Source organism: Paenibacillus sp. VMFN-D1, from assembly GCF_003386155.1.
GTDB classification, from domain to species: Bacteria; Bacillota; Bacilli; order Paenibacillales; family Paenibacillaceae; genus Paenibacillus_AQ; species Paenibacillus_AQ favisporus.
This window is the reverse complement of record NZ_QRDU01000010.1, coordinates 32,652-56,491: the sequence shown is the minus strand read 5'-3', so window position 1 is coordinate 56,491 and position 23,840 is coordinate 32,652. Positions and strand designations below refer to the sequence as shown.

41 protein-coding genes are annotated in these 23,840 nt (G+C 47.9%); 1 reads left to right on the top strand and 40 read right to left on the bottom strand.

Annotated elements, in window-relative coordinates; translation table 11 throughout:
- Positions 1-11 precede the first annotated feature (11 nt).
- Entirely contained in the window at positions 12-704 is a 693-nt protein-coding gene (locus C7820_RS32515) for a phosphoadenylyl-sulfate reductase (protein ID WP_116234499.1), read from the bottom strand.
- 331 nt (positions 705-1,035) lie between these two features.
- Between C7820_RS32515 and C7820_RS32510 the strand changes: the two genes are divergently transcribed.
- Positions 1,036-1,272, top strand: coding sequence for a hypothetical protein (locus tag C7820_RS32510; protein WP_116234498.1), 237 nt, complete (start codon positions 1,036-1,038; stop codon positions 1,270-1,272).
- A 111-nt stretch (positions 1,273-1,383) separates the two neighbouring features.
- Here the strand turns inward: C7820_RS32510 and rpsI are convergent, their stop codons facing one another.
- From rpsI to C7820_RS32315, 39 genes are all read right to left on the bottom strand, one after another.
- The gene (rpsI, locus tag C7820_RS32505) at positions 1,384-1,776 is read right to left on the bottom strand and encodes a 30S ribosomal protein S9 (protein WP_076176762.1); all 393 of its coding nucleotides are present in this window, start codon (positions 1,774-1,776) and stop codon (positions 1,384-1,386) included.
- 19 nt (positions 1,777-1,795) lie between these two features.
- Complete coding sequence (gene rplM, locus C7820_RS32500) at positions 1,796-2,233, bottom strand: 50S ribosomal protein L13 (protein ID WP_089549798.1); 438 nt, start codon at positions 2,231-2,233, stop codon at positions 1,796-1,798.
- A gap of 135 nt (positions 2,234-2,368) precedes the next feature.
- Complete coding sequence (truA, locus tag C7820_RS32495; protein ID WP_116234497.1) at positions 2,369-3,193, bottom strand: tRNA pseudouridine(38-40) synthase TruA; 825 nt, start codon at positions 3,191-3,193, stop codon at positions 2,369-2,371.
- 260 nt (positions 3,194-3,453) lie between these two features.
- Positions 3,454-3,819 (bottom strand): 50S ribosomal protein L17, encoded by a 366-nt coding sequence (gene rplQ, locus C7820_RS32490; protein ID WP_076176759.1) that lies wholly within the window; start codon positions 3,817-3,819, stop codon positions 3,454-3,456.
- 33 nt (positions 3,820-3,852) lie between these two features.
- Positions 3,853-4,797, bottom strand: a complete 945-nt coding sequence (locus C7820_RS32485; RefSeq protein ID WP_076176758.1) for a DNA-directed RNA polymerase subunit alpha — start codon at positions 4,795-4,797, stop codon at positions 3,853-3,855.
- Between the two features lie 135 nt (positions 4,798-4,932).
- The gene (gene rpsK / locus C7820_RS32480) at positions 4,933-5,328 is read right to left on the bottom strand and encodes a 30S ribosomal protein S11 (protein WP_009589209.1); all 396 of its coding nucleotides are present in this window, start codon (positions 5,326-5,328) and stop codon (positions 4,933-4,935) included.
- 19 nt (positions 5,329-5,347) lie between these two features.
- Positions 5,348-5,716, bottom strand: a complete 369-nt coding sequence (gene rpsM / locus C7820_RS32475) for a 30S ribosomal protein S13 (RefSeq protein ID WP_076176757.1) — start codon at positions 5,714-5,716, stop codon at positions 5,348-5,350.
- A 21-nt stretch (positions 5,717-5,737) separates the two neighbouring features.
- A complete protein-coding gene (gene rpmJ / locus C7820_RS32470; RefSeq protein WP_026688601.1) occupies positions 5,738-5,851 on the bottom strand; it encodes a 50S ribosomal protein L36 in 114 nt (37 codons plus the stop codon).
- A 155-nt stretch (positions 5,852-6,006) separates the two neighbouring features.
- Positions 6,007-6,222 carry a translation initiation factor IF-1 gene (gene infA, locus C7820_RS32465; protein WP_017692098.1) on the bottom strand — a complete coding sequence of 72 codons (216 nt, stop codon included), beginning with the start codon at positions 6,220-6,222 and terminating at the stop codon, positions 6,007-6,009.
- A gap of 2 nt (positions 6,223-6,224) precedes the next feature.
- Positions 6,225-6,533, bottom strand: a complete 309-nt coding sequence (locus C7820_RS32460; RefSeq protein WP_116234496.1) for a KOW domain-containing RNA-binding protein — start codon at positions 6,531-6,533, stop codon at positions 6,225-6,227.
- A gap of 10 nt (positions 6,534-6,543) precedes the next feature.
- Positions 6,544-7,296: a type I methionyl aminopeptidase gene (gene map / locus C7820_RS32455; RefSeq protein ID WP_094600163.1), complete on the bottom strand. Its 753-nt coding sequence runs from the start codon at positions 7,294-7,296 to the stop codon at positions 6,544-6,546.
- A gap of 5 nt (positions 7,297-7,301) precedes the next feature.
- Entirely contained in the window at positions 7,302-7,946 is a 645-nt protein-coding gene (locus tag C7820_RS32450) for an adenylate kinase (protein ID WP_076176754.1), read from the bottom strand.
- 86 nt (positions 7,947-8,032) lie between these two features.
- Positions 8,033-9,331: a preprotein translocase subunit SecY gene (secY, locus tag C7820_RS32445; protein WP_116234495.1), complete on the bottom strand. Its 1,299-nt coding sequence runs from the start codon at positions 9,329-9,331 to the stop codon at positions 8,033-8,035.
- A complete protein-coding gene (gene rplO, locus C7820_RS32440) occupies positions 9,331-9,771 on the bottom strand; it encodes a 50S ribosomal protein L15 (RefSeq protein ID WP_076176752.1) in 441 nt (146 codons plus the stop codon). Before rplO ends, secY begins: the two co-directional genes overlap by 1 nt.
- 47 nt (positions 9,772-9,818) lie before the next feature.
- Positions 9,819-10,004, bottom strand: coding sequence for a 50S ribosomal protein L30 (rpmD, locus tag C7820_RS32435; RefSeq protein ID WP_076176751.1), 186 nt, complete (start codon positions 10,002-10,004; stop codon positions 9,819-9,821).
- Positions 10,005-10,016: 12 nt separating this feature from the next.
- Positions 10,017-10,514 carry a 30S ribosomal protein S5 gene (rpsE, locus tag C7820_RS32430; RefSeq protein ID WP_094600165.1) on the bottom strand — a complete coding sequence of 166 codons (498 nt, stop codon included), beginning with the start codon at positions 10,512-10,514 and terminating at the stop codon, positions 10,017-10,019.
- Positions 10,515-10,540: 26 nt separating this feature from the next.
- Positions 10,541-10,909 carry a 50S ribosomal protein L18 gene (rplR, locus tag C7820_RS32425; RefSeq protein WP_076176749.1) on the bottom strand — a complete coding sequence of 123 codons (369 nt, stop codon included), beginning with the start codon at positions 10,907-10,909 and terminating at the stop codon, positions 10,541-10,543.
- 84 nt (positions 10,910-10,993) lie between these two features.
- On the bottom strand, positions 10,994-11,536 hold the full coding sequence (gene rplF / locus C7820_RS32420; protein WP_076176748.1) for a 50S ribosomal protein L6: 543 nt from the start codon (positions 11,534-11,536) through the stop codon (positions 10,994-10,996).
- A 30-nt stretch (positions 11,537-11,566) separates the two neighbouring features.
- Entirely contained in the window at positions 11,567-11,965 is a 399-nt protein-coding gene (gene rpsH, locus C7820_RS32415) for a 30S ribosomal protein S8 (RefSeq protein WP_076176747.1), read from the bottom strand.
- A 33-nt stretch (positions 11,966-11,998) separates the two neighbouring features.
- A complete protein-coding gene (locus C7820_RS32410) occupies positions 11,999-12,184 on the bottom strand; it encodes a type Z 30S ribosomal protein S14 (RefSeq protein WP_074961883.1) in 186 nt (61 codons plus the stop codon).
- Positions 12,185-12,230: 46 nt separating this feature from the next.
- A complete protein-coding gene (gene rplE / locus C7820_RS32405; protein WP_076176746.1) occupies positions 12,231-12,773 on the bottom strand; it encodes a 50S ribosomal protein L5 in 543 nt (180 codons plus the stop codon).
- Positions 12,774-12,804: 31 nt separating this feature from the next.
- Positions 12,805-13,158 (bottom strand): 50S ribosomal protein L24, encoded by a 354-nt coding sequence (gene rplX, locus C7820_RS32400; protein ID WP_076176745.1) that lies wholly within the window; start codon positions 13,156-13,158, stop codon positions 12,805-12,807.
- Between the two features lie 76 nt (positions 13,159-13,234).
- The gene (gene rplN / locus C7820_RS32395) at positions 13,235-13,603 is read right to left on the bottom strand and encodes a 50S ribosomal protein L14 (protein WP_076176744.1); all 369 of its coding nucleotides are present in this window, start codon (positions 13,601-13,603) and stop codon (positions 13,235-13,237) included.
- A gap of 36 nt (positions 13,604-13,639) precedes the next feature.
- Entirely contained in the window at positions 13,640-13,906 is a 267-nt protein-coding gene (gene rpsQ / locus C7820_RS32390) for a 30S ribosomal protein S17 (RefSeq protein WP_025336666.1), read from the bottom strand.
- A 44-nt stretch (positions 13,907-13,950) separates the two neighbouring features.
- Positions 13,951-14,148 carry a 50S ribosomal protein L29 gene (rpmC, locus tag C7820_RS32385; RefSeq protein WP_076176743.1) on the bottom strand — a complete coding sequence of 66 codons (198 nt, stop codon included), beginning with the start codon at positions 14,146-14,148 and terminating at the stop codon, positions 13,951-13,953.
- Positions 14,138-14,572 (bottom strand): 50S ribosomal protein L16, encoded by a 435-nt coding sequence (gene rplP / locus C7820_RS32380; protein ID WP_076176742.1) that lies wholly within the window; start codon positions 14,570-14,572, stop codon positions 14,138-14,140. Before rplP ends, rpmC begins: the two co-directional genes overlap by 11 nt.
- A gap of 2 nt (positions 14,573-14,574) precedes the next feature.
- Positions 14,575-15,240, bottom strand: a complete 666-nt coding sequence (gene rpsC, locus C7820_RS32375) for a 30S ribosomal protein S3 (RefSeq protein WP_076176741.1) — start codon at positions 15,238-15,240, stop codon at positions 14,575-14,577.
- A gap of 13 nt (positions 15,241-15,253) precedes the next feature.
- Positions 15,254-15,586 carry a 50S ribosomal protein L22 gene (rplV, locus tag C7820_RS32370; RefSeq protein ID WP_076176740.1) on the bottom strand — a complete coding sequence of 111 codons (333 nt, stop codon included), beginning with the start codon at positions 15,584-15,586 and terminating at the stop codon, positions 15,254-15,256.
- Between the two features lie 35 nt (positions 15,587-15,621).
- On the bottom strand, positions 15,622-15,900 hold the full coding sequence (gene rpsS, locus C7820_RS32365; protein WP_076176739.1) for a 30S ribosomal protein S19: 279 nt from the start codon (positions 15,898-15,900) through the stop codon (positions 15,622-15,624).
- Positions 15,901-15,970: 70 nt separating this feature from the next.
- Entirely contained in the window at positions 15,971-16,801 is an 831-nt protein-coding gene (rplB, locus tag C7820_RS32360) for a 50S ribosomal protein L2 (RefSeq protein ID WP_076176738.1), read from the bottom strand.
- 12 nt (positions 16,802-16,813) lie between these two features.
- Positions 16,814-17,107, bottom strand: a complete 294-nt coding sequence (rplW, locus tag C7820_RS32355; RefSeq protein ID WP_076176737.1) for a 50S ribosomal protein L23 — start codon at positions 17,105-17,107, stop codon at positions 16,814-16,816.
- A complete protein-coding gene (rplD, locus tag C7820_RS32350) occupies positions 17,107-17,730 on the bottom strand; it encodes a 50S ribosomal protein L4 (RefSeq protein WP_076176736.1) in 624 nt (207 codons plus the stop codon). Before rplD ends, rplW begins: the two co-directional genes overlap by 1 nt.
- A gap of 26 nt (positions 17,731-17,756) precedes the next feature.
- Entirely contained in the window at positions 17,757-18,380 is a 624-nt protein-coding gene (gene rplC, locus C7820_RS32345) for a 50S ribosomal protein L3 (RefSeq protein WP_076176735.1), read from the bottom strand.
- A 36-nt stretch (positions 18,381-18,416) separates the two neighbouring features.
- Positions 18,417-18,725, bottom strand: a complete 309-nt coding sequence (gene rpsJ / locus C7820_RS32340; protein ID WP_116234494.1) for a 30S ribosomal protein S10 — start codon at positions 18,723-18,725, stop codon at positions 18,417-18,419.
- A gap of 323 nt (positions 18,726-19,048) precedes the next feature.
- The gene (gene tuf, locus C7820_RS32335) at positions 19,049-20,239 is read right to left on the bottom strand and encodes an elongation factor Tu (protein WP_116234493.1); all 1,191 of its coding nucleotides are present in this window, start codon (positions 20,237-20,239) and stop codon (positions 19,049-19,051) included.
- Positions 20,240-20,358: 119 nt separating this feature from the next.
- The gene (gene fusA, locus C7820_RS32330) at positions 20,359-22,440 is read right to left on the bottom strand and encodes an elongation factor G (protein ID WP_116234492.1); all 2,082 of its coding nucleotides are present in this window, start codon (positions 22,438-22,440) and stop codon (positions 20,359-20,361) included.
- 48 nt (positions 22,441-22,488) lie between these two features.
- Positions 22,489-22,959 carry a 30S ribosomal protein S7 gene (rpsG, locus tag C7820_RS32325; protein ID WP_076176732.1) on the bottom strand — a complete coding sequence of 157 codons (471 nt, stop codon included), beginning with the start codon at positions 22,957-22,959 and terminating at the stop codon, positions 22,489-22,491.
- A 44-nt stretch (positions 22,960-23,003) separates the two neighbouring features.
- Positions 23,004-23,426: a 30S ribosomal protein S12 gene (gene rpsL / locus C7820_RS32320; protein ID WP_076176731.1), complete on the bottom strand. Its 423-nt coding sequence runs from the start codon at positions 23,424-23,426 to the stop codon at positions 23,004-23,006.
- Positions 23,427-23,570: 144 nt separating this feature from the next.
- On the bottom strand, positions 23,571-23,822 hold the full coding sequence (locus C7820_RS32315) for a ribosomal L7Ae/L30e/S12e/Gadd45 family protein (protein ID WP_105441902.1): 252 nt from the start codon (positions 23,820-23,822) through the stop codon (positions 23,571-23,573).
- Positions 23,823-23,840: the final 18 nt, after the last annotated feature.

Below are 23,840 nucleotides of genomic sequence, written 5' to 3'. Positions count from 1 at the left end.
TCCGTTATTTATTACTTATGAAGTCCGCATTCGATTTTGTCACTGTTTGCCCAGCGTCCTGCACGAGGATCTTCTCCAGGGGCAACTGCACGCGTGCAGTGCTCGCATCCGATACTTGGGAAGTTCATATCGTGAAGCGGGTTGTAGAATACCTGGTTTTCACGAATGTAGTGCCATACGTCGTCGGAAGTCCAGTCAGCCAGCGGATTGAATTTAACAAGTCCGAATTTGTTATCGTATTCCACCTTCTTGGCGTTAGCCCGGGTAGGCGCCTGATCGCGGCGGATGCCGGTAATCCAAGCGTCGTACTGGGACAAGATCCGGGTCAAAGGCTCTACCTTACGGATGTTGCAGCATGCGTTAGGATCGGATTTCCACAGCTCTTCGCCATGGGCAGCCGCCTGCTCTTCGGGTGTCAGCTTCGGCGATACTCTTACGAACTCAATGCCATATTTGGCGGCCAGGCGGTCCCGGGTTTCGTATGTTTCTTTAAAGTGGAAATCGGTATCGAGGTAAAAGATGTCGGTCGATGGGCTTACCTTTTGCAAAATATCAACGAGCACGACGTCTTCAGCACCAAAGCTGCAGGCAAACGTAATGTTCGGGAATGTCTCCACCGCAAGTCGGATCAATTCTTCAGCCGTAGCATGTTCCATTTCTTCGGCTTGTTTCTGGATCCATTGTTCTTTTTCGAGCAAATTCATACCAGATGCCTCCATTCTGAATAAAAGTATCGTTTCTAATTCACTATAATCCCTACTGAAATAATATGATTAATCACAAGTATAAAGTAAAACTGCTGGTTGTCAATTCCTTTTCGCCGTATTTTTTATCATTTTGGAATAAAGATTTTGAATTAGGGGTCCATATGCCAATTTCTTCGCATTCCCCTATGCATAAACGTACTTTTGGGGATGACATACTAATCCGGTAAAGGGATTTGGGGCTGACAAGCTGTATACGCCGCTGTGTACAGAGGGCATCGGGCCACAGCAACATTGGGCTATATACACTAGATTATTGGGAAGGGTGTTCTTGGTGATCGTATCTTCGCATCAACTGAAAAATGTGAGCGGGCCGCTGTTTTGCGAGACCTGCAGCCAGCTGTCCAATCAGTTCAATGTATGGTGGACGGACGGGAAAAATGATGATGGCCTGGACTACTGCAACATTCACGTGGAATGCGCAACCTGTCACAATGAGGTATTACACAAGTCGGCCGTGGGGGATATTCATAATTTGGACGACGCGATAAACGTGCTGAGCCAATAAAACAGCTGAGAGTACTTTAGGCGTAGCGGGATTGTGCATCCACACGTAAAGACAACAAAAAATCGCCCTAGACCAGTAATGGCCAGGGCGATTTGTACATAAAAGTAAATATTAACGTTTCGAGAACTGTGGTGCGCGACGAGCGGCTTTGAGACCGTATTTTTTACGTTCTTTCATCCGTGGGTCACGAGTCAGGAAGCCTGCTTTTTTCAGAGCTGGACGGTATTCCGGATCTGCTTTCAGCAGAGCGCGGGAGATCCCGTGGCGAATGGCTCCGGCTTGGCCGGAAATGCCGCCGCCGTTGGCAATAACGAGCACGTCGTATTGTCCCAGCGTTTCAGTCAAAGTCAGTGGTTGTTTTACGATCAGTTTGAGGGTTTCCAAACCGAAGTATTCGTTGATATCACGTTTATTGATGACAATGCGTCCTTCACCCGGTACAAGGCGAACACGAGCTACCGAATGTTTACGACGACCTGTCCCATAGTATTGTACTTGTGCCATGAAACTGTCCTCCTTTTAATTAGCCGCGAAGTTCGTAAACTTCTGGGTTTTGTGCTGCATGCGGATGTTCAGTACCTGCGTATACTTTCAGTCTCAGCTTCATTTTCTCGCCCATGCGAGTTTTAGGAAGCATACCGTGAACAGCGGATTCCAATACACGTTCTGGCTTGCTGTTCAGCAGATCCTGAGCGTTTGTCACTTTCAAACCACCTGGATGCAGGGAGTGACGGTAGTATTTCTTGTTCTGAAGCTTCTTGCCTGTCAGGTGAACCTTCTCAGCGTTGATGATGACAACGAAGTCACCTGTGTCAACATGAGGGGTGAATTGAGGCTTATGTTTACCGCGGATCAGGGCCGCAGTTTCGCTCGCCAGACGTCCGAGCGTTTTGCCTTCGGCATCAATGATGTGCCATTTGCGCTCTACTTCATTTGGCTTGGCCATATAGGTCGTACGCATGAATAGTTCCTCCTTGGTTTCGTCCGAAAATCATTTATCTTCGTTCAATTGTCATTGTTAAAAAGTTAATTTTCATGTTAGGAATGTGAATCTCTTAACTGGGGCTGTGGGAAAGCCATTAAGAAAACACAACTTTTATTCTACAGTAAACCCAGGCAAATCGCAAGCTGATTTTAAATTATTTTCATCAGCTGCTTCATACTCGACATTCCATAAAATCAGTCCCTTGGCGACGGCTGTAGGCCCCGCTTTGGACCGGTCTTTGGCTTCGAGGATAGCCGGCATATCTCCGGGCTTCTTGCGGCCTTTCCCGATCTCCAGCAGCGTCCCCACGATAATGCGGACCATATGCTGAAGAAAGCCGCTCCCTGTGACGTAGATATGAATTAGCCCCTGATCCCGAGTCCCTGGACGGCACATAGAATCATCTACCACGAGCTCGGCCTCATACAGTGTCCGGATATGGGAAGGCTTCGTAGAATGGCGCGAAGCAAAGGAAGTAAAGTCATGAGTCCCGATCAGATGCTTCAATCCTTCCGCCATTGCCGCAATGTCCAGCTTGACGGGGTGATGGAATTGGGTTCGTCTCTGGAACAGATCCGGAAACTTGTTGGCATTGATGGTATACCGGTACGTCTTCCGTTTGGCCGACCTTCTGGAGTGGAACTCCAGCGGAACTTCCGCCGCCTCCCAGACGATAATGTCTTGGGGCAGCCTCGAGTTGAGGGCGATGCACCAGCGCTCGACGGGAATATCGGAAGAGGTGATGAAGTTAAACACCTGGCCGCGAGCATGCACACCGGCGTCTGTTCGCCCGGAAGCATGGATCTTGACCTCTTCCCCTGTCAGCAGCTTGATCGCCTTCTCCAGGGCATCCTGGACCGTGCTGCCGTCCGGCTGGGTCTGGAACCCGCAGTAATCTGTACCGTCATAACTGACCTTCATGCATAGGTTGCGCATTTCTTAAACCTCCTGAATCCGATACCGCATGGTTTCCCGATGAACGGGGAATCCTATCCATTCGTACGTTTTTACACAAAAACGGCCCCACCGCGATATCACGGCGGAGCCGTTCCTGTATTCTGGCTCGGATGAACCGGCTGCTTCTTTTCAGAAAAAGAAGCTCCCTTCAGGAGCTCCTTAGACACGTCCCTAGAAGTGAAAAAAAGGGTTTGATCAGAATCATGGATTCCTTCCACCCTTTCCTCATCCTCATCAGTTTACGCGCGGTCAACCAGTTCCAAATAAACCATAGGCGCGGAATCACCGCGACGAGGTCCGAGCTTCAGGATACGTGTATATCCGCCTGGACGCTCAGCGTAACGTGTAGCCAGCTCGCTGAACAGTTTTTGGATTGCGTCTTGCTCCCCATCTACCGTTTCACGACGAACGAATGCTGCCACTTGGCGACGGGCATGAAGATCACCCTTCTTTGCTTTCGTGATCAGCTTTTCAGCGATCGTGCGAACTTCTTTCGCTTTCGCTTCTGTCGTTTGGATACGCTCGTATAAGAACAGGTCGGTTACCAGGTCACGGAACAAAGCTTTACGTGCGCTGGAATCGCGGCCCAACTTTTGGTATGCCATGTTTTCCCCTCCTTCGCTAACAATCCTAAGATGCTATTCTTCTGTACGGAGTCCCAAACCGAGCTCTTCGAGCTTCTCTTGAACTTCCTCCAAAGATTTGCGGCCCAGGTTGCGGACTTTCATCATATCTTCTTCGGTTTTCGTGGTCAGCTCTTGCACCGTATTGATACCGGCACGTTTGAGACAGTTGTAAGAACGTACGGAGAGATCCAGCTCTTCGATTGTCATCTCAAGCACTTTTTCTTTTTTGTCTTCCTCTTTTTCGACCATGATCTCCGCATCTTTCGCTTCGTCCGTGAGACCCACGAACAGCATCAAATGCTCGGTCAAAATTTTGGCGCCGAGGCTAACCGCCTCTTCTGGTCTGATGCTGCCATCAGTCCATACTTCAAGCGTCAATTTGTCGTAGTTGGTCACTTGACCAACCCGCGTATTCTCCACGCCGTAATTCACGCGGCTAATCGGGGTATAGATAGAATCGACCGGGATGACGCCAATGGGTTGATCATCACGTTTATTCTTATCTGCTTGGACATAGCCACGACCGCGGTTAGCAAAAATACGCATATGGAGTCTCGATCCAGGACCCAGTGTAGCAATATGCAGGTCCGGATTAAGAATTTCCACATCGCTGTCCGCCCGGATGTCTCCTGCCGTCACGACTCCTTCGCCCTCAGCATCGATTTCGAACACTTTCTCTTCGTCCGAATGAATTTTCAGGGAAAGAGCCTTCAGGTTCAGAATAATTTCCGTTACGTCTTCCATGACGCCCGGAACCGTTGAGAATTCATGAAGCACACCGTCAATCTGAACAGATGTAACGGCCGCGCCAGGCAGCGAGGAGAGCAGAATCCGGCGAAGTGAATTCCCCAGAGTCGTTCCATATCCTCGTTCCAGCGGCTCTACCACAAATTTTCCATAGGCTCCGTCTTCACTGACGTCTACGGTCTCAATTTTCGGCTTTTCGATTTCAATCACGCAAGTACCCCTCCTTCAAACGTCGCTCCTATATGAAACTGTCACCTTGTTCAAGTGTATCCATGTAGTATGCCTAAACAACCATTATTAGCAGATTGTGCCGGTTTTATACCACATTCCCAGGTTGACTATCAATTAGACACGACGACGTTTTGGCGGGCGGCAACCGTTGTGAGGAATTGGAGTTACGTCTTTGATCAGGTTGACTTCCAGACCAGCAGCTTGCAAAGAACGGATCGCTGCTTCACGGCCTGCACCTGGACCTTTAACCATAACCTCAACTGCCTTCATACCATGTTCCATTGCAGCTTTGGCAGCTGTTTCAGCAGCCATTTGCGCAGCAAACGGAGTGGATTTACGGGAACCTTTGAATCCGAGGCCGCCGGAGCTTGCCCAAGAAATTGCGTTACCATGAGGATCCGTGATCGTTACGATCGTATTGTTGAACGTGGAACGGATATGAGCCACGCCAGATTCAATATTTTTACGGTCACGACGTTTAGTACGTACGACTTTTTTCGGTTTAGCCATTGTCTTTTATCCCCCCTTATTATTTCTTCTTGTTCGCTACAGTACGACGAGGGCCTTTCCGTGTACGAGCATTGGTTTTAGTACGTTGTCCACGAACCGGCAGACCGCGGCGATGACGCACACCACGATAGCATCCGATTTCAACGAGACGCTTAATATTTAAGGAAATTTCACGACGCAGGTCACCTTCAACCTTAACTCCTTTGTCGATCGTTTCACGCAATTTGCTGACTTCATCTTCCGTCAAATCACGAACACGAGTGTCCGGATTGATGCCTGTTTCGCTCAGAATTTTCTGGGAAGTCGTTTTACCGATTCCGAAAATATAAGTCAAGGCGATCTCAACGCGTTTGTCACGTGGCAAATCCACACCAGCTATACGAGCCATTTTACGCTACACCCCCTTCTCTTAACCTTGTTTTTGTTTGTGCTTCGGATTTTCACAGATAACCATTACAGTACCTTTGCGACGAATGACTTTGCATTTTTCGCACATAGGCTTTACAGAAGGTCTTACCTTCATGTTCATTACCTCCCTAAAGTTTTGCCAAGCAAAACTCTCTTCGTAGGATGACTCGGAGTCAACCGGACCAGGTCCGGATAAAATGTTCACTACGTTAATTGCTGCAAACGGGATGTTTAACATCCTGAACGTTTCCCCTAAAGGAAACGGAATTGCTATTTACGATAAGTTATACGACCTTTGGTTAGATCATAAGGCGATAACTGAACGACCACTTTGTCGCCTGTCAGAATACGGATAAAGTGCATCCGCAGCTTACCGGAAACATGGGCAAGAATCTGATGACCGTTCTCCAGTTCGACCTTGAACGTTGCATTCGGCAATGGTTCAAGAACCGTGCCTTCCACTTCAATAACATCTTCTTTGGCCACAGTCAGTCTCCTTTCTCTTCAGCTTGGGATTCGGTGGACTTCATAAACTTCATCACTGCATAACGCAGCTTTCCGTTTGTGACCCGACCGCTTTCTTTTAAACTGTTAACAACCTCACTGCTGATAAACTTTTGGGGTTCCAGATGCAATAGATTCTTCTTCTTGCACTGGTCAAACTTTCGTTTGTCCCCGTCAGCTATATACACAAATCTGCTGTCAGCTATGGATACGACCACGGCGAGCTGTCCGGCATCCTTGCCTTTCAGGATCTTCACAATTTGACCGATTTGCGGGCTGCTTTGATTGCTCAAGAACGATCACCTACACATCCAGTTTTGTGAAAATCTCCATGCCGTCCGGCGTCACAGCCACCGTATGCTCGAAATGGGCACACAGGGAGCCGTCAACCGTAACGACCGTCCAGTTGTCTTCCAGCGTCTTAACATACCTTGATCCGGCATTGACCATCGGTTCGATCGCCAACACCATGCCGGGTTTAAGCCGAGGCCCTCGGTCCGGCGTGCCAAAGTTCGGAATTTGTGGTTCTTCATGCAGTTCTGCCCCAACACCGTGCCCGACATACTCCCGGACAACCGAGAAGCCGGCATCTTCAATCACGCGTTGAATGGCATGCGAGATCGTAAACAGGCGCACATCAGGTTTGACAAGCTCTAAGCCTGCATATAAAGACCTTTCGGTGACGTCCAGCAGACGCTGGGCTTCCTCCGAAATGCTCCCTACAGGATAGGTCCAAGCGGAGTCTCCATGGTAACCACGGTACTGCGCACCGATGTCTAGCGTAATAATGTCGCCTTCGTTTAATTTGCGTTTGCCGGGAAATCCGTGCACCAATTGATCATTGACTGAAGCGCAAATGCTGGCAGGAAAACCATTGTAGCCTTTAAAAGACGGCAGCGCATGTTGACTGCGAATGTAGTGGTCTGCAATCCGATCAAGTTCTCCGGTAGTGATCCCCGGCTCGATGTGTTTGGCCATAAGGCGATGCGTTTCCGCAACGATCCGTCCGGCCTCCCTCATAAAGCCAAGTTCCGTTTCGGACTTACAAATGATCATTACAATTAACCTCGCAGTACCGATACGATTTCATCGGATACCGTACCGATTTCCTGATCCCCATCGATCTGACGCAAAAGACCTTTGTTCTCATAAAACGTAAGGAGCGGTGCTGTTTTGTTGATATATTCGTCCAGGCGGGTACCTACGCTCTCTTCGTTGTCATCCGAGCGCTGATACAGTTCGCCTCCGCATTTATCACATACACCTTCCTGTTTTGGCGGGTTGAAAATCACATGATAAGTTGCGCCGCAGTTCTTGCAGATCCGGCGTCCCGTAAGGCGCGCCATCAGCTTGTCGCGGTCAACTTTCAGGTTGATGACATGATCAAGCTTCGTGTTCAGTCTGCTAAGAATTTCATCCAGCGCTTCCGCTTGCGAAAGGGTTCTTGGAAAGCCGTCCAATAAAAAACCTTTTTCGCAATCGGACTGCTGCAGACGTTCTTCAACAATGCCGATCGTTACATCATCCGGTACCAGGAGTCCTTGATCCATGTATTCTTTGGCTTTCTTCCCGATGGGAGTTCCCTGTTTAATCGCCAAACGAAATGCATCGCCTGTCGAAATATGGGGAATGCCGAATTCATTGACAATGACTTCTGCCTGTGTTCCCTTACCTGCCCCAGGAGGGCCCATGAATAGTATGTTCACGTTTCTCTCTCCCTCCAAACACTACCGTTACAAGAAACAACGCAATAAGCACCGGGAAGTTCAATGGACTTCACCGGGACCTATTACTATTTATTGATAAAGCCTTTGTAATGGCGCTTAATCAATTGACTTTCGATGGTCTTCATTGTATCCAATGCCACACCGATGACGATGAGCAGTGAAGTTCCCCCGATTTTCACCGAGTTCGGCAGACCGGCAAGCGTACCGAAACCGATCGGAAGCAGAGAAATAGCGGCCAGGAAGATGGCACCGGTCATTGTTAACCGGGACATTACGCGGGTCAGGTACTTCTCAGTCGCTTTACCAGGACGAATACCAGGAATGTAGCCACCGTTTTTCTTCATGTTATCAGCCATTTGGTTTGGATTCATCTGCACGAACGTGTAGAAGAAAGTGAAACCAATGATCATCAGAACATACAGTACCATACCAAGAGGGTAGTCATATCTCAAGTTTGTTTGGATCCATTGGGCCCAAGCATGAGTTGACCAGAAGCTCGCAATAATCGTAGGGAACTGCAGCAAGGAGACAGCGAAGATAACCGGAATAACGCCCGCAGCATTGATCTTGAGCGGAATATGCGTATTCTGTCCACCGTACATTTTGTTGCCTACCACACGTTTTGCGTACTGCACAGGAATTTTACGAATCGCTTGCTGGATGTAAATGACACCCGCAATAATCGCCACGATCACAATAAGTATGATGATCGTCTTGAGTGTATTCATAAATACCTGACCATCTTGAATAAAGTTGGAACTCGCTGTTGAACGGATATACATCGGGATGTTAGCGACAATCCCTGCAAAAATCAGAATGGAAATACCATTACCGATTCCTTTTTCAGTAATTTGTTCACCAAGCCACATCAGGAAAGCTGTACCTGCAGTCAATACGATCGCAATGAGCAGGTAATCCACGAAGGTGGCGTTAGGAATCATTTGCGTACCGTACAACCGGTTAAAACCGATGGCCATCGCAAACGACTGAATCAGGCCCAATACTATCGTACCATAGCGTGTCAATTGCGCCGATTTCTTCTTCCCGTGCTCGCCTTGTTTAGCCCATTCGGCAAGTTTCGGGACGACATCCATCGACAACAACTGCACGATGATGGACGAGGTAATATACGGCACGATCCCGAGGGCAAAGATGGAGAACTGATGAAGCGCTCCTCCCGAGAACGTGTTTAAGAGACCAAACAACTCGCTACCTTGCTGATTCGTTTGCTCCAGGACCGTTTTATCAACGCCTGGAACAGGAACGAATGAACCGATACGGTAAATGATCAGTATAAACAAGGTGAACAAGATTCTCTTGCGTAGGTCCTCAACCCGCCATATATTCTTCAGGGTCTTAAACATTAGATCACCTCGGTTTTACCGCCGGCAGCCTCGATTTTCTCTACCGCAGATTGAGAGAACTTGTTTGCTTTTACAGTCAATTTTACGGTTACTTCGCCATTACCAAGAATTTTGATGCCGCTCTTCGTGTTTTTCACGACGCCGCTTTCCACCAAAAACTCAGGAGTTACTTCAGTACCCTCTGCAAAGCTGTTCAGTTCCTCGATGTTCACGATCGCATACTCTTTCCGCGTAGGATTTACAAATCCACGTTTCGGCAGACGACGATACAATGGGTTTTGCCCACCTTCGAAGCCAGGACGCACACCGCCGCCAGAACGAGCGTTTTGACCTTTGTGACCACGGCCAGATGTTTTACCAGTACCGCTACTTGTACCACGGCCAACACGTTTGCGTTCTTTGCGGGATCCAGCAGCTGAGGAAAGTTCGTGTAACTTCATCGTTCGTTGCACCTCCTTAATATTTCTAGGTTAATCTTGTTGCAAGATTAACCTTCAATTTCAGTAACAGATACCAAGTGGCTCACTTTGTTGATCATTCCGCGAATTGCAGGATTGTCGTTATGAACCACCGTCGAATTTAATTTACGCAAGCCGAGAGTTTTTACAGTCGTACGCTGAGTTTCAGGACGGCCGATCAAACTGCGGACGAGGGTAATTTGAAGTTTAGCCATGACATTCCCTCCTTAACCGAGCAGCTCTTCGACAGATTTGCCACGCAATTTGGCTACATCTTCAGCACGCTTCAGACGGGACAAGCCTTCCAAAGTCGCGTTGACCATGTTCATGGAGTTCGAAGAACCCAAAGATTTTGTCAAGATGTCACCTACACCTGCCAGCTCCAGTACAGCACGTACAGGACCGCCAGCGATAACTCCAGTACCTTCAGACGCTGGTTTCAAAAGAACGCGTCCAGCACCAAAGTGGCCAGTGACCAGGTGAGGAATTGTTGTTCCAACGAGAGGAACGTGAATCAGATTTTTCTTAGCATCTTCGATGCCTTTGCGGATGGCGTCAGGAACTTCGCCTGCTTTACCGATACCAGCACCAACCCAGCCTTTGCCGTCACCGACAACTACCAGCGCGCTGAAGCTGAAACGGCGTCCGCCTTTTACTACTTTAGCAACGCGGTTAATATTAACCACTCTTTCAGTCAGTTCCAAAGTGTTAGGATCTACACGCAAGTCGTTTACCTCCTTTTTAGAAATTCTTAGAATTCCAAGCCTGCTTCGCGAGCTGCGTCAGCCAGAGCTTGAATCCGTCCATGGTACAGGTATCCTCCGCGGTCGAATACGATCGAAGTATGACCTTTTTCTTTTGCACGCTTAGCAACGAGTTCGCCGACTTGACGAGCAGCCTCAACGCTGCCGCCGTTCTTCACGGAACCGCTAAGCTCTTTATCAACTGTAGACGCAGAAACGATGGTTACGCCAGCTACGTCGTCGATCAGTTGAGCGTAGATATGTTTAGAAGAACGGAATACGTTCAAACGTGGGCGTTCAGCAGTACCTTGGATCTTCTTGCGTACACGCAGATGACGTTTGAGACGAGCTTTGTTCTTATCCTCTTTTGTAATCATGTCTTCCCTTTCACTCCTTTCAGTTTTGCCATGACAGCTTCACTTTAAGACGCACGGGGTAAAGAAGGCTTAAGAAATAACTGCTTATTTCTTCTTACCTGCTTTACCTTCCTTACGGATAATGCGCTCACCTTCATACTTAATCCCTTTACCTTTGTAAGGCTCAGGCTCGCGAACGGAACGGATTTTAGCAGCGTATGCACCTACGCGCTCTTTATCGATACCGCGAACGATGATTTTCGTATTTGCAGGCACTTCGAACTCGATACCTGGTTCTGGAGTGATTTCTACCGGATGAGAGTAACCAACGTTCAGGACGATCTTATCTCCAGACTTGCTTGCACGATATCCGACCCCAACCAACTCCAGAGATTTCGAAAAGCCTTCAGTTACTCCGCTCACCATATTGTTGACAACGCTGCGGGTCGTGCCGTGAAGCGAACGATGCGCTTTGTTGTCGGATGGGCGCTCAACGACGATTTCGTTGTTTTCTACCGTTACCTTCATGTCTTTATGAAGTTCACGAGTCAAAGATCCTTTCGGTCCTTTAACCGTAATAACGGAATTGTTCAGTGTGATATCCACACCGCTTGGTACTGCGATTGGTTTGCGACCAATACGGGACATGTGTTGCACCTCCTTGTTCTGTGACGTGTATTACCAAACGTAGCAGACAACTTCTCCGCCAGCTTTGGATTGACGAGCTTCTTTGTCGGTCATAACTCCCTTGGATGTGGAGATAATCGCAATACCCAAACCGCCGAGGACACGAGGAATTTCGTTGCTCTTCGTGTACACGCGCAGACCTGGTTTACTGATTCTCTTCAAACCGGAGATGACGCGTTCATTGTTGGCACCGTATTTCAGGAAAACACGGATAATCCCTTGTTTGTTGTCATCGATATATTCTGCATCACGGATGAAACCTTCACGCTTCAAAATGTCAGCGATTTGTTTTTTCATCGTCGAAGCAGGCATTTCAACCGTTTCGTGACGCACAGTGTTGGCGTTACGAATACGAGTCAGCATATCTGCAATTGGATCAGACATAGTCATTTTGTGTGAACCTCCTTCCCGATTGTAAACTTCTTACCAGCTTGCTTTTTTCACGCCAGGGATCTGGCCTTTATAAGCTAATTCACGGAAACAAATTCTGCAAATTTTGAACTTTTGCAGTACCGAATGTGGACGACCGCAACGTTCGCAGCGTGTATAAGCACGCACTTTATACTTAGGCGTACGTTGTTGTTTTACTTTCATCGAAGTTTTTGCCACTTAGCCTGACACCTCCTAAAAATTTTCGGAGAAATGGATTTGCGAATTACTTCGCAAAAGGCATTCCCAATTGAGCGAGCAGCTCGCGGGACTCTTCGTCAGTTTTAGCCGTCGTTACGATAACGATATCCATACCACGGACTTTATCAACTTTATCATACTCGATCTCAGGGAAGATCAGCTGTTCCTTGAGGCCAAGCGTGTAGTTGCCGCGTCCATCAAATGCTTTGGTAGACACGCCGTGGAAGTCACGGACACGTGGAAGGGTAACGTTGAACAATTTGTCCAGGAAGTAGTACATACGCTCTCCGCGCAGTGTTACCTTCACACCGATCGGCATATTCTCACGCAGTTTGAATCCGGCGATGGATTTTTTAGCACGAGTAATTACCGGCTTTTGACCAGCAATCAGCTGCATATCATTAACTGCGGCATCCAGTACTTTCGAGTTGGATACGGCATCACCCACACCCATGTTGATGACAACCTTCTCGATTTTAGGTACCTGCATTACCGTAGAATAACTGAACTTCTGCATCAAAGCAGGAGTAACTTCATTCAAAAAACGTTCTTTCATTCTTGCTGCCATGAATTATGAACCTCCTTTCTTAACGATTCGATTAGTCGATAACCTCTCCGGACTTCTTCGCAACACGGACCTTTTTACCGTTATCCAGCGTTTTGTAACCGATACGGGTTACTTTGCCGCTCTTCGGATCGATATGCATCACGTTGGATACATGGATCGGTGCTTCCTGCTCGATGATTCCGCCTTGAGGGTTGGATTGGTTCGGCTTTTGGTGTTTCTTCACCATGTTCACGCCTTCGACAAGCACACGGTTTTCACGAGGATACGCTGCGATGACACGGCCTTTTTTTCCTTTGTCTTTACCGCTGATAACCATAACCGTATCTTCTTTCTTCACGTGCAGTTTGTTGCTGTGCGATTCCAGAACCTTTTTCACTTTCGGCATTTTGTTACACCTCCTATGACTGCATGTCAGCGATTTATCGGGATCCCGTAACAGCTCACTGTCCGGGAATCAGCTATTAGATTACTTCCGGTGCCAAGGAAACGATTTTCATGAAATCTTTGTCGCGAAGTTCGCGAGCCACTGGTCCGAAAATACGAGTTCCGCGCGGGCTTTTGTCTTCTTTAACAACAACCGCTGCGTTTTCGTCAAAAGAGATGTAAGATCCGTCTTTGCGGCGTACAGAACGTTTCGTACGAACCACAACAGCTTTAACAACATCACCTTTTTTGACAACGCCGCCTGGTGTTGCTTGTTTGACGGAGCAAACGATCAAATCACCGATGGCTGCTGTACGACGTCCCGTACCACCCAGCACGCGGATACACATCAGTTCCTTCGCACCAGAGTTGTCAGCTACTTGAAGACGTGTAAATGGTTGAATCATTGAAATTTCCTCCTTTCGGAAAAACTAACTCTATCTTTAGATGATAACCGCTTTTTCAACGACTTCTACCAGTCTCCAACGTTTGTCTTTAGAGAGTGGACGAGTTTCCATGATTTTAACGGTATCTCCGATTTGTGCTGTGTTGTTCTCATCATGCGCTTTAAATTTCTTCGTGTATTTAATGCGCTTGTGGTAGAGATCATGCTTTTTGTAAGTTTCAACGGCTACAACAATGGTTTTATCCATTTTGTCACTGACAACTTTACCGATTTGCACTTTACGAGCATTGCGTTCTTCGCTCATAGTTAGCCTCCTTCCTGATTACAGACGAGCACGGCTGTGATCTATTAACTAATCCCAAGTTCTCTTTCACGGATGACGGTTTTAGCACGAGCTATTTCCTTGCGTACATCACGGATCCGAGTTGGGTTATCAAGCTGTCCGGTAGCCAATTGAAAACGGAGGTTAAAGAGTTCCTCTTTAAAGCCCGCAATCTTTTGCTCGATTTCTGCAGTGGTCAAGTTACGCAGATCATTAGCTTTCATTTGCTTCACCACCCAATTCTTCACGTTTCACAAACTTCGTTTTGATCGGCAGCTTGTGAGCGGCGAGACGCATCGCTTCGCGAGCGATTTCCTCAGACACGCCTCCAAGTTCAAACATAATCTTGCCTGGTTTGACAACTGCGACCCATTTCTCAACGTTACCTTTACCGCTACCCATACGAACCTCAAGAGGTTTTTGAGTGATCGGCTTGTCAGGGAAAATCTTAATCCATACTTTACCGCCACGTTTGATGTAACGAGTCATCGCAATACGCGCTGCTTCGATCTGACGGTTCGTGATCCAAGTTGGCTCCAGAGCTTGCAAACCGAATTCACCGAAGTTCAGTTCAGTTCCGCCTTTAGCCATACCCTTCATGTGACCGCGTTGTTGCTTGCGGTGTTTTACACGTTTTGGTACCAACATGATTAGTTGCCTCCTTCCTGAGCAGCTTGTTTCTTAGCCGTAGGAAGAACCTCTCCACGATAGATCCATACTTTTACGCCGAGACGGCCATAAGTTGTATGTGCCTCAGCCGTACCGTAGTCGATGTCAGCACGAAGCGTATGAAGTGGAACAGTTCCTTCACTGTAGCCTTCCGAACGAGCGATCTCGGCGCCGCCAAGACGTCCGCCCACTTGAGTTTTGATTCCTTTAGCGCCAGCACGCATCGTTCTTTGGATCGCTTGTTTCAATGCACGACGGAAAGAAACGCGGCGTTCCAATTGCTGAGCAATGCTTTCTGCAACCAGGACTGCGTCCAGGTCAGCTTGCTTAATTTCAGAGATGTTGATGTGAACTTTTTTACCGCCTGCAATTTTCGTAACTTGGCTGCGAAGTACTTCAACTTCGGAACCACCTTTACCGATAACCATGCCTGGTTTCGCAGTGTGGATAGTGACGTTCACACGATTTGCCGCTCTCTCGATCTCGATGCGAGAAACAGCAGAATCCTTCAATTTATTTTTCAGGTATTCACGGATTTTGACATCTTCCAGCAAAAGATTACCGAAATCTTTGCCAGCATACCATTTCGATTCCCAATCACGGATGATCCCGATACGGAGTCCGACTGGATTTACCTTTTGGCCCACACGTTATCCCTCCTTATTTTTCAGATACCACCAAAGTAATGTGGCTGGTGCGTTTATTGATCCGGCTCGCACGACCCATGGCGCGTGGACGGAATCTCTTCATTGTTGGGCCTTGGTTAACGAAAACCTGGCTCACAACCAAATTGTTAATATCCATCGAGTAGTTATGCTCAGCATTGGCGATCGCTGAGTTCAGCAGCTTCTCCACAACCAGGGAAGCCGATTTCGGAGTGTGGCGGAGAATGGCGATGGCCTCACCAACTTGCTTACCGCGGATCAAGTCAACAACGAGCTTGACTTTACGAGGAGCAATCCGAATAGATCTGGCATGTGCTTTTGCTTCCATTTGTTTTACCTCCTCTCAAACAAAGAGCTTCGAAATTATCTTCTTGTTTTCTTGTCATCGTCCGTATGACCCTTGTAGGTACGTGTTGGAGCGAATTCACCCAACTTGTGTCCTACCATGTCTTCCGTTACGTATACCGGAACGTGCTTGCGTCCGTCGTATACACCGAACGTGTGACCGATAAATTGTGGGAAAATCGTAGAGCGACGGGACCAAGTTTTGATAACCGCCTTCTTGTTCGATTCGTTCATCACTTCTACTTTTTTCAGCAGGTACCCGTCAATGAAAGGCCCTTTTTTCAAACTGCGACTCATCTATAAAATCCTCCCTTCATCCAATCTTCTCGTTACTTTCGGCACTTCACAAAGTTATGCACAGCGTGCATTATTTTGTGCGGCGGCGAACGATATATTTGTCAGAAGCTTTGCCTTTTTTACGCGTTTTGTAACCAAGGGTTGGTTTGCCCCATGGAGACATTGGCGATTTACGTCCGATTGGAGCGCGGCCTTCACCACCACCGTGAGGGTGATCGTTAGGGTTCATTACTACCCCGCGAACTTCAGGACGTTGTCCGAGCCAGCGGCTGCGGCCAGCTTTACCGATTTTGATCAGCTCGTGGTCTTCGTTACCAACGGAACCGATTGTAGCACGGCAAACTTTGAGCAGTCTGCGAACTTCGCCCGAAGACAAACGTACGGATACGTATTTATCTTCTTTACCAAGAAGCTGAGCTTCGGTACCGGCTGCGCGAACCAATTGTCCGCCTTTGCCAGGCTGCAGTTCGATGTTGTGGATAACAGTACCTACCGGAATGTTCTCCATTGGAAGTGCGTTACCGATTTTGATGTCGGCGTTTGGACCGGATTCAATCTTGTCTCCCACTTTCAGACCTTTAGGAGCGATGATGTAACGCTTCTCTCCGTCTGCATAGTGGATCAGAGCAATATTGGAAGTACGGTTCGGGTCATACTCGATCGTAGCAACGGTACCTGGTATGCCGTCTTTCGTACGTTTGAAGTCGATGATGCGGTATTTACGCTTGTGTCCGCCGCCGTGGTGACGAACCGTAATTTTACCTTGGTTGTTGCGGCCAGCTGTTTTGCTGAGCGGTGCAAGCAACGATTTCTCCGGCTGATTTGTCGTGATCTCTTCAAAAGTAGACACGGACATGTTACGTCTAGCCGGGGATGTCGGCTTATACTTTTTAATAGGCACGTGATTTCCTCCTTACTCTACAGATTCAAAAAACTCGAGCGCTTTGCTGTCTTTGCTCAGCGTTACGATGGCTTTTTTCCACTCGGTTGTATAACCGTTGTAGCGGCCATAGCGTTTCGGCTTAGCAGGGACGCGCATTGTATTTACATTCGTTACTTTCACTTTAAAGATCGATTCAACAGCTTGTTTGATCTCGGTCTTGTTCGCACGGATATCCACTTCAAAGGCATACTTCAAGTCGCCCATGTATTCAGCCGTACGTTCAGTGATCACCGGACGTTTGATAATATCACGAGGATCTTTCATTACGCGAGCACCTCCTCTACCTTCTGAACTGCTTCTTTCGTAATGATCAGTTTGTCGTACAGAAGTACGTCAAGAACATTAATGCCGTCTGCTGCAACAAATTTCACGCCAGGAATATTCCGTGCGGAAAGAGCCACATTATCATCATAGCCAGGAGCCACGATCAGAGCCTTACGTTCTACTTTCAGATTGTTCAGGATCGCTGCGAATTCCTTTGTTTTAGGCGTGTTCAGAGCGAGTTGGTCCAGAACGATCAGATTGTTAGCGATCACTTTGGAAGACAATGCAGATTTAATAGCCAGACGACGAACTTTCTTAGGAAGCTTGAACGAGTAGCTGCGTGGTGTTGGACCGAATACAGTACCGCCGCCCTTCCATTGTGGTGAACGGATCGAACCTTGACGAGCACGGCCGGTTCCTTTTTGTTTCCAAGGCTTACGTCCGCCGCCGCGTACTTCAGAACGGCCCTTCACTTTGTGTGTACCACGACGCAAAGATGCTCTTTGCAGCAATACCGCTTGGTTCATCACGTGTACGTTCGGCTCTACGCCAAATACCGCATCGTTCAGTTCCAATTCTCCTACTTCGCTACCGCTGACATTAAACAGGGTTACTTTTGGCATTATGTGTTCCTCCTTTCCTTAGGTGATTATTTCTTCACCGTTTCGTTAATTTTAACGAAGCTGTTTTTAGGTCCAGGAATAGCACCTTTAACGAGCAATACGTTGCGTTCAACGTCCACTCTAACAACTTCAAGTTTTTGTACAGTTACCGTAGCATTACCCATGTGACCTGGCAGACGTTTTCCTTTAGGAACACGGTTAGCCTGGATCGAGCCCATGGAACCCGGTCTGCGATGGTAACGCGAGCCGTGAGCCATTGGTCCGCGGCTTTGTCCCCAACGTTTGATAACGCCTTGGAAGCCTTTACCTTTGGAAGTACCGGTTACGTCAACAAATTCGCCTTCTGCGAAGACATCCGCCTTCAGTTCTTGGCCAACCTCGAAAGCTCCGAGGTCAACACCGCGAATTTCGCGAACGTAGCGCTTAGGTGCAGTGTTAGCTTTTTTAGCATGTCCTGCTTCTGGCTTGTTTGCACGCTTCTCCTTCTTATCGGCGAAACCGATTTGAATAGCTTCGTAGCCATCGTTCTCAAGATCTTTCTTTTGCAGAACAACACAAGGACCTGCTTCGATAACCGTCACAGGAATTACATTACCTTCTGGAGTAAATACTTGAGTCATTCCGAGTTTTTTTCCTAAGATACCTTTCATGTTGACACCTCTTTTCCCGTCTTAATTCATTTCGAATTACAATTTGATTTCGATATCTACACCGGACGGCAGGTCCAAGCGCATAAGAGCATCCACAGTTTGTGGAGTTGGGTTAACAATGTCGATCAGACGCTTGTGTGTGCGCATTTCGAATTGCTCCCGAGAATCCTTATACTTGTGTACCGCACGGAGAATAGTAATGATTTGTTTCTCAGTTGGAAGCGGAATCGGTCCAGATACACCAGCACCCGAACGTTCTGCAGTTTCAACGATTTTCTCAGCGGATTGATCAAGAATTCTGTGATCGTAAGCTTTCAAACGAATACGAATTTTTTGCTTTGCCATTTTAGTCCCTCCTTCTATCGCCCAATTTGGTATCGGACATACTCCGTGAAAATTTTCTAACCCACCGCTCCATGGCAAAGGGGCCGGGTGTGTCAGTAACCTCTCACATCATCGCAACGTCTCAGAACAACATTCACTATTATATATAAAGAATGGGCATAATGCAAGCTTTTAATGAAAAGGTGTTGTTGTTCTTTTCTTCCTATATATAAAGAAAGGAATCCTCCCGCTAGGAGAGGATTCCTCTGTATCTCTTGCGTTTACAACACAGCGTTACTCGTTCCAGCACATCGTTGCTATATAGAAGGCAATTTGCCTTTTAATTATTTGCTGATTGTTGCGATGGCACCAGCAGCTACTGTACGTCCACCTTCACGGATCGTGAACTTCGTTCCTTCTTCAATCGCGATTGGAGCGATCAGTTGAACGGATACAGTGATGTTGTCGCCAGGCATAACCATTTCAGTTCCTTCTGGAAGGTTAACCACACCAGTTACGTCCGTTGTACGGAAGTAGAACTGTGGACGGTATCCAGTGAAGAAAGGCTTATGACGGCCACCTTCTTCTTTAGTCAAAACGTATACTTGAGCAGTGAACTCAGTATGCGGTTTAACGGAAGCTGGTTTGCAAAGTACTTGACCGCGCTCGATTTGGTTACGGTCTACACCGCGAAGCAGGGCACCGATGTTGTCACCAGCTTGAGCGGAATCCAGCAATTTACGGAACATTTCAACGCCCGTAACGACGGATTTCTTAGTTTCTTCAGCGATACCAACGATTTCAACTTCGTCGCCCACTTTAACAGTTCCGCGTTCTACACGGCCTGTAGCAACCGTACCACGACCAGTGATGGAGAATACGTCCTCGACTGGCATAAGGAAAGGTTTGTCAGTGTCGCGCTCTGGAAGAGGGATGTACTCATCGATGATGTTGAACATTTCGATGATTTTTTGTGCCCACTCGCCTTCTGGGTTTTGCAGAGCTTCACGAGCAGAACCTTGGATGATTGGAGTGTCGTCGCCTGGGAACTCATATTCGTTCAGCAGGTCACGAACTTCCATTTCAACCAGTTCAAGAAGTTCAGCGTCTTCAACCATGTCGCATTTGTTCAGGAATACGACGATGTAAGGTACGCCTACCTGACGGGAGAGCAGGATGTGTTCGCGAGTTTGCGGCATTGGGCCGTCAGCTGCGGATACAACCAGGATCGCTCCGTCCATTTGAGCAGCACCAGTGATCATGTTTTTAACATAGTCGGCGTGACCTGGGCAGTCAACGTGTGCATAGTGACGGTTAGGTGTTTCGTATTCCACGTGTGCAGTGGAGATTGTGATACCGCGTTCGCGCTCTTCTGGAGCTTTGTCGATTTGATCGAATGCTACTGCAGCACCACCGTAAGTTTTGGACAATACAGTCGTGATAGCAGCAGTCAGAGTTGTTTTACCATGGTCGACGTGACCGATAGTACCGATGTTAACGTGCGGTTTAGTACGTTCAAACTTAGCCTTTGCCATTTGAACAATTCCTCCTTAAATGGATTGAATATAGGTTTTATGTTTGAACTGACCGGTGTTTATGCAAGCAGTTCTGGATGTAATCGTACCGGTCAGGGTTTAAAACTCAAAAGCAGAAATTACTCTTCAGAACCTTTGGACTTCGAAACGATTTCTTCAGCAATGTTCTTAGGAACTTCTTCGTAGTGGGAGAGTTCCATGGAGAACACGCCGCGTCCTTGGGTACCGGAACGAAGTGTCGTCGAGTATCCGAACATTTCGGAAAGAGGCACTTTCGCACGGATGATCTGAGCGCCGGAACGGTTATCCATACCTTCGATACGTCCGCGGCGGGAGTTCAGCATACCCATTACGTCGCCCATGTATTCTTCAGGCACCGTAACTTCGACTTTCATGATTGGCTCGAGCAGGACAGGTTTACACTTGTCTTTAGCCGCTTTAAGCGCCATGGAACCGGCAATCTTAAACGCCATCTCATTGGAGTCGACATCATGGTAGGAACCGTCTACGATTGTAGCTTTGATGTCTACAAGCGGGAAGCCGGCAAGAACACCATTCTTCATGGCTTCTTCGATACCATTCAGTGCAGGCTGAATGTATTCTCTTGGTACAGAGCCACCGACGATCTTGCTGTCAAACTGGCTGCCAGTACCTGCTTCGAGAGGTTCGAACTCAACCCAGACGTGACCGTATTGACCACGACCACCGGACTGACGAACGAATTTACCCTCAACGCGTGCAGCTTGACGGAAGGTTTCACGGTATGCAACCTGTGGTTTACCCACGTTGGTTTCTACCTTGAATTCACGACGCATACGGTCAATGATGATGTCGAGGTGAAGCTCACCCATACCAGCCAAGATTGTTTGGCCAGTTTCTTCATCTGTATGAGCACGCAGCGTAGGATCTTCTTCTGTCAATTTGCCCAAAGCAACGCCCATTTTATCTTGGTCGGCTTTGGTTTTAGGCTCAACCGCGATTTCAATAACCGGATCCGGGAAGTTCATGGATTCCAGGATAACCGGAGCTTTCTCGTCGCAGAGTGTGTCGCCCGTACCGGTATCTTTCAAGCCTACGGCAGCCGCGATGTCACCGGAGTAAACTTCGCTGATTTCTTGACGGCTGTTCGCGTGCATCTGAAGGATACGGCCGATACGTTCGCGTTTGCCTTTGGTAGCGTTCAATACGTAAGAACCGGATTGAAGGATACCAGAGTATACGCGGAAGAACGTCAGTTTACCAACATAAGGGTCTGTCATGATTTTGAATGCCAGAGCCGCGAACGGTTCTTCATCGGAAGAATGACGCTCAACTTCCGTACCGTCTTCAAGGTGACCTTGAATCGATGGTACGTCAACTGGAGCTGGCAGATAATCGATAACAGCGTCCAGCATCAGCTGAACCCCTTTGTTGCGGTAAGAGGAACCGCAGATAACCGGGAAGATCTTAACTTCGCAAACCCCTTTACGGAGGGCTGCTTTCAGTTCCGGAACTGTGATTTCTTCACCTTCCAGATACTTCATTGTCAGGTCTTCGTCGAGTTCTGCGACTTTTTCGATCAGTTCAGCGCGAAGTTCTTCGACTTTGTCTTGGAACTCGGCCGGAATGTCGACCACCTCAATGTTTTGACCCAGGTCATCTTTGTACATATGAGCTTTTTGCTCAACCAGGTCGATGATGCCCACGAAGTCGTTCTCTGCACCGATCGGCAATTGAATCGCTACTGCGTTCGCTTGCAGACGATCGCGCATGTCGTTAACGACGTTCAGATAGTCGGCACCGATAATATCCATTTTGTTTACATATGCGATCCGCGGAACGCCGTAGCGGTCAGCCTGTCTCCATACGGTTTCAGACTGAGGCTCAACGCCCTCTTTCGCACTGAAAACACCTACTGCCCCATCCAATACACGAAGGGAACGTTCAACTTCAACCGTGAAGTCAACGTGCCCTGGGGTGTCAATGATATTAACGCGGTGACCTTTCCACGAAGCGGTCGTCGCAGCGGAAGTAATCGTGATCCCGCGCTCCTGTTCCTGCTCCATCCAGTCCATTGTAGCCGCACCCTCGTGAACTTCACCGATTTTGTGCGTACGGCCTGTGTAGAACAAGATCCGCTCTGTGGTGGTCGTTTTACCAGCGTCAATATGCGCCATGATCCCGATGTTGCGTGTATTTTTCAAGGAGAACTCTCTTGCCATGAAAATAGTCTCCCTTCAAAATTGAAGTGTAATTTGTTGAGCCGAATCCTACCAGCGGTAGTGAGCAAACGCTTTGTTCGCTTCAGCCATTTTGTGAGTGTCCTCGCGTTTCTTAACGGAAGCGCCTGTGTTGTTGGAAGCGTCGATGATCTCAGCCGCCAAACGCTCTTCCATTGTCTTCTCACCGCGGTTGCGGGAGTAGTTCACGAGCCAACGTAATCCCAAAGACGTACGTCTTTCAGGTTTTACTTCAATCGGCACCTGGTAGTTGGCACCGCCGACACGGCGAGCTTTAACTTCCAGTACTGGCATGATATTTTTGATAGCTGCTTCAAACACTTCCATAGGATCTTTACCTGTACGTTCTTGAATCAGGTTGAACGAATTGTAAAGGATGCTTTGGGCAACACCTCTTTTACCATCCAGCATGATGCGGTTGATAAGGCGTGTAACCAGTTTGCTGTTGTACACCGGATCCGGCAATACGTCTCTCTTACTAACTGGACCTTTGCGTGGCATGGATATCCCCCTTTCTCAAGTCTTTGAATTCTTATAGAAATCAATTACGATTTTTTAGCTTTCGGACGTTTCGCGCCGTATTTGGAACGAGCTTGCATCCGGTTGTTCACACCTGCAGTATCAAGCGCACCGCGAACGATATGGTAACGTACACCTGGAAGGTCTTTTACCCGTCCACCGCGAACCAATACCACGCTGTGCTCTTGCAGGTTGTGTCCGATCCCCGGAATGTAAGCAGTCACCTCGATGCGGTTCGTCAAGCGAACACGGGCATATTTACGAAGCGCGGAGTTCGGTTTCTTCGGAGTCATTGTACCTACACGGGTGCAGACACCACGTTTTTGAGGAGCGCTAAGTCCTGTCTCTTCACGCTTCAGAGCGTTGTATCCTTTCTGCAATGCAGGGGACTTCGACTTGTAGATCTTAGCTTGACGTCCTTTGCGAACTAGCTGGTTAATTGTTGGCATGTTAGCCACCCCCTTCCCATAATACTTATCCTCATTACAAACCTCTTTTTAAGTCCACAGACCCAGGCGGTTCATAAAAGAACAAATGAAAAGTCTTTGCCGGAAGAACTCTGTTGATTTCCCCAACAAAAACGTTCCTTACAACTATGATTTAACGATAGCGGCCATCGCTGCGCCCACTTCAATTCCACATGCTTTACCCAATTGATGCATAGTATCCACATAGGTGATCTTCACTCCATGCTTAGTGCAAAGAGCTTCAACCTTTGAAACGAGCCGGTGTTCCGCATCTTCCGCCACAAACACTTCGGCGGCTTGGCCCAATTCTACGAGTTTCATCGTTTGTTTGGCACCGATCTTGACATGAGCATCCTGTAATCCTTTATCATTAGACATTTTGATATCCTCCAAAAG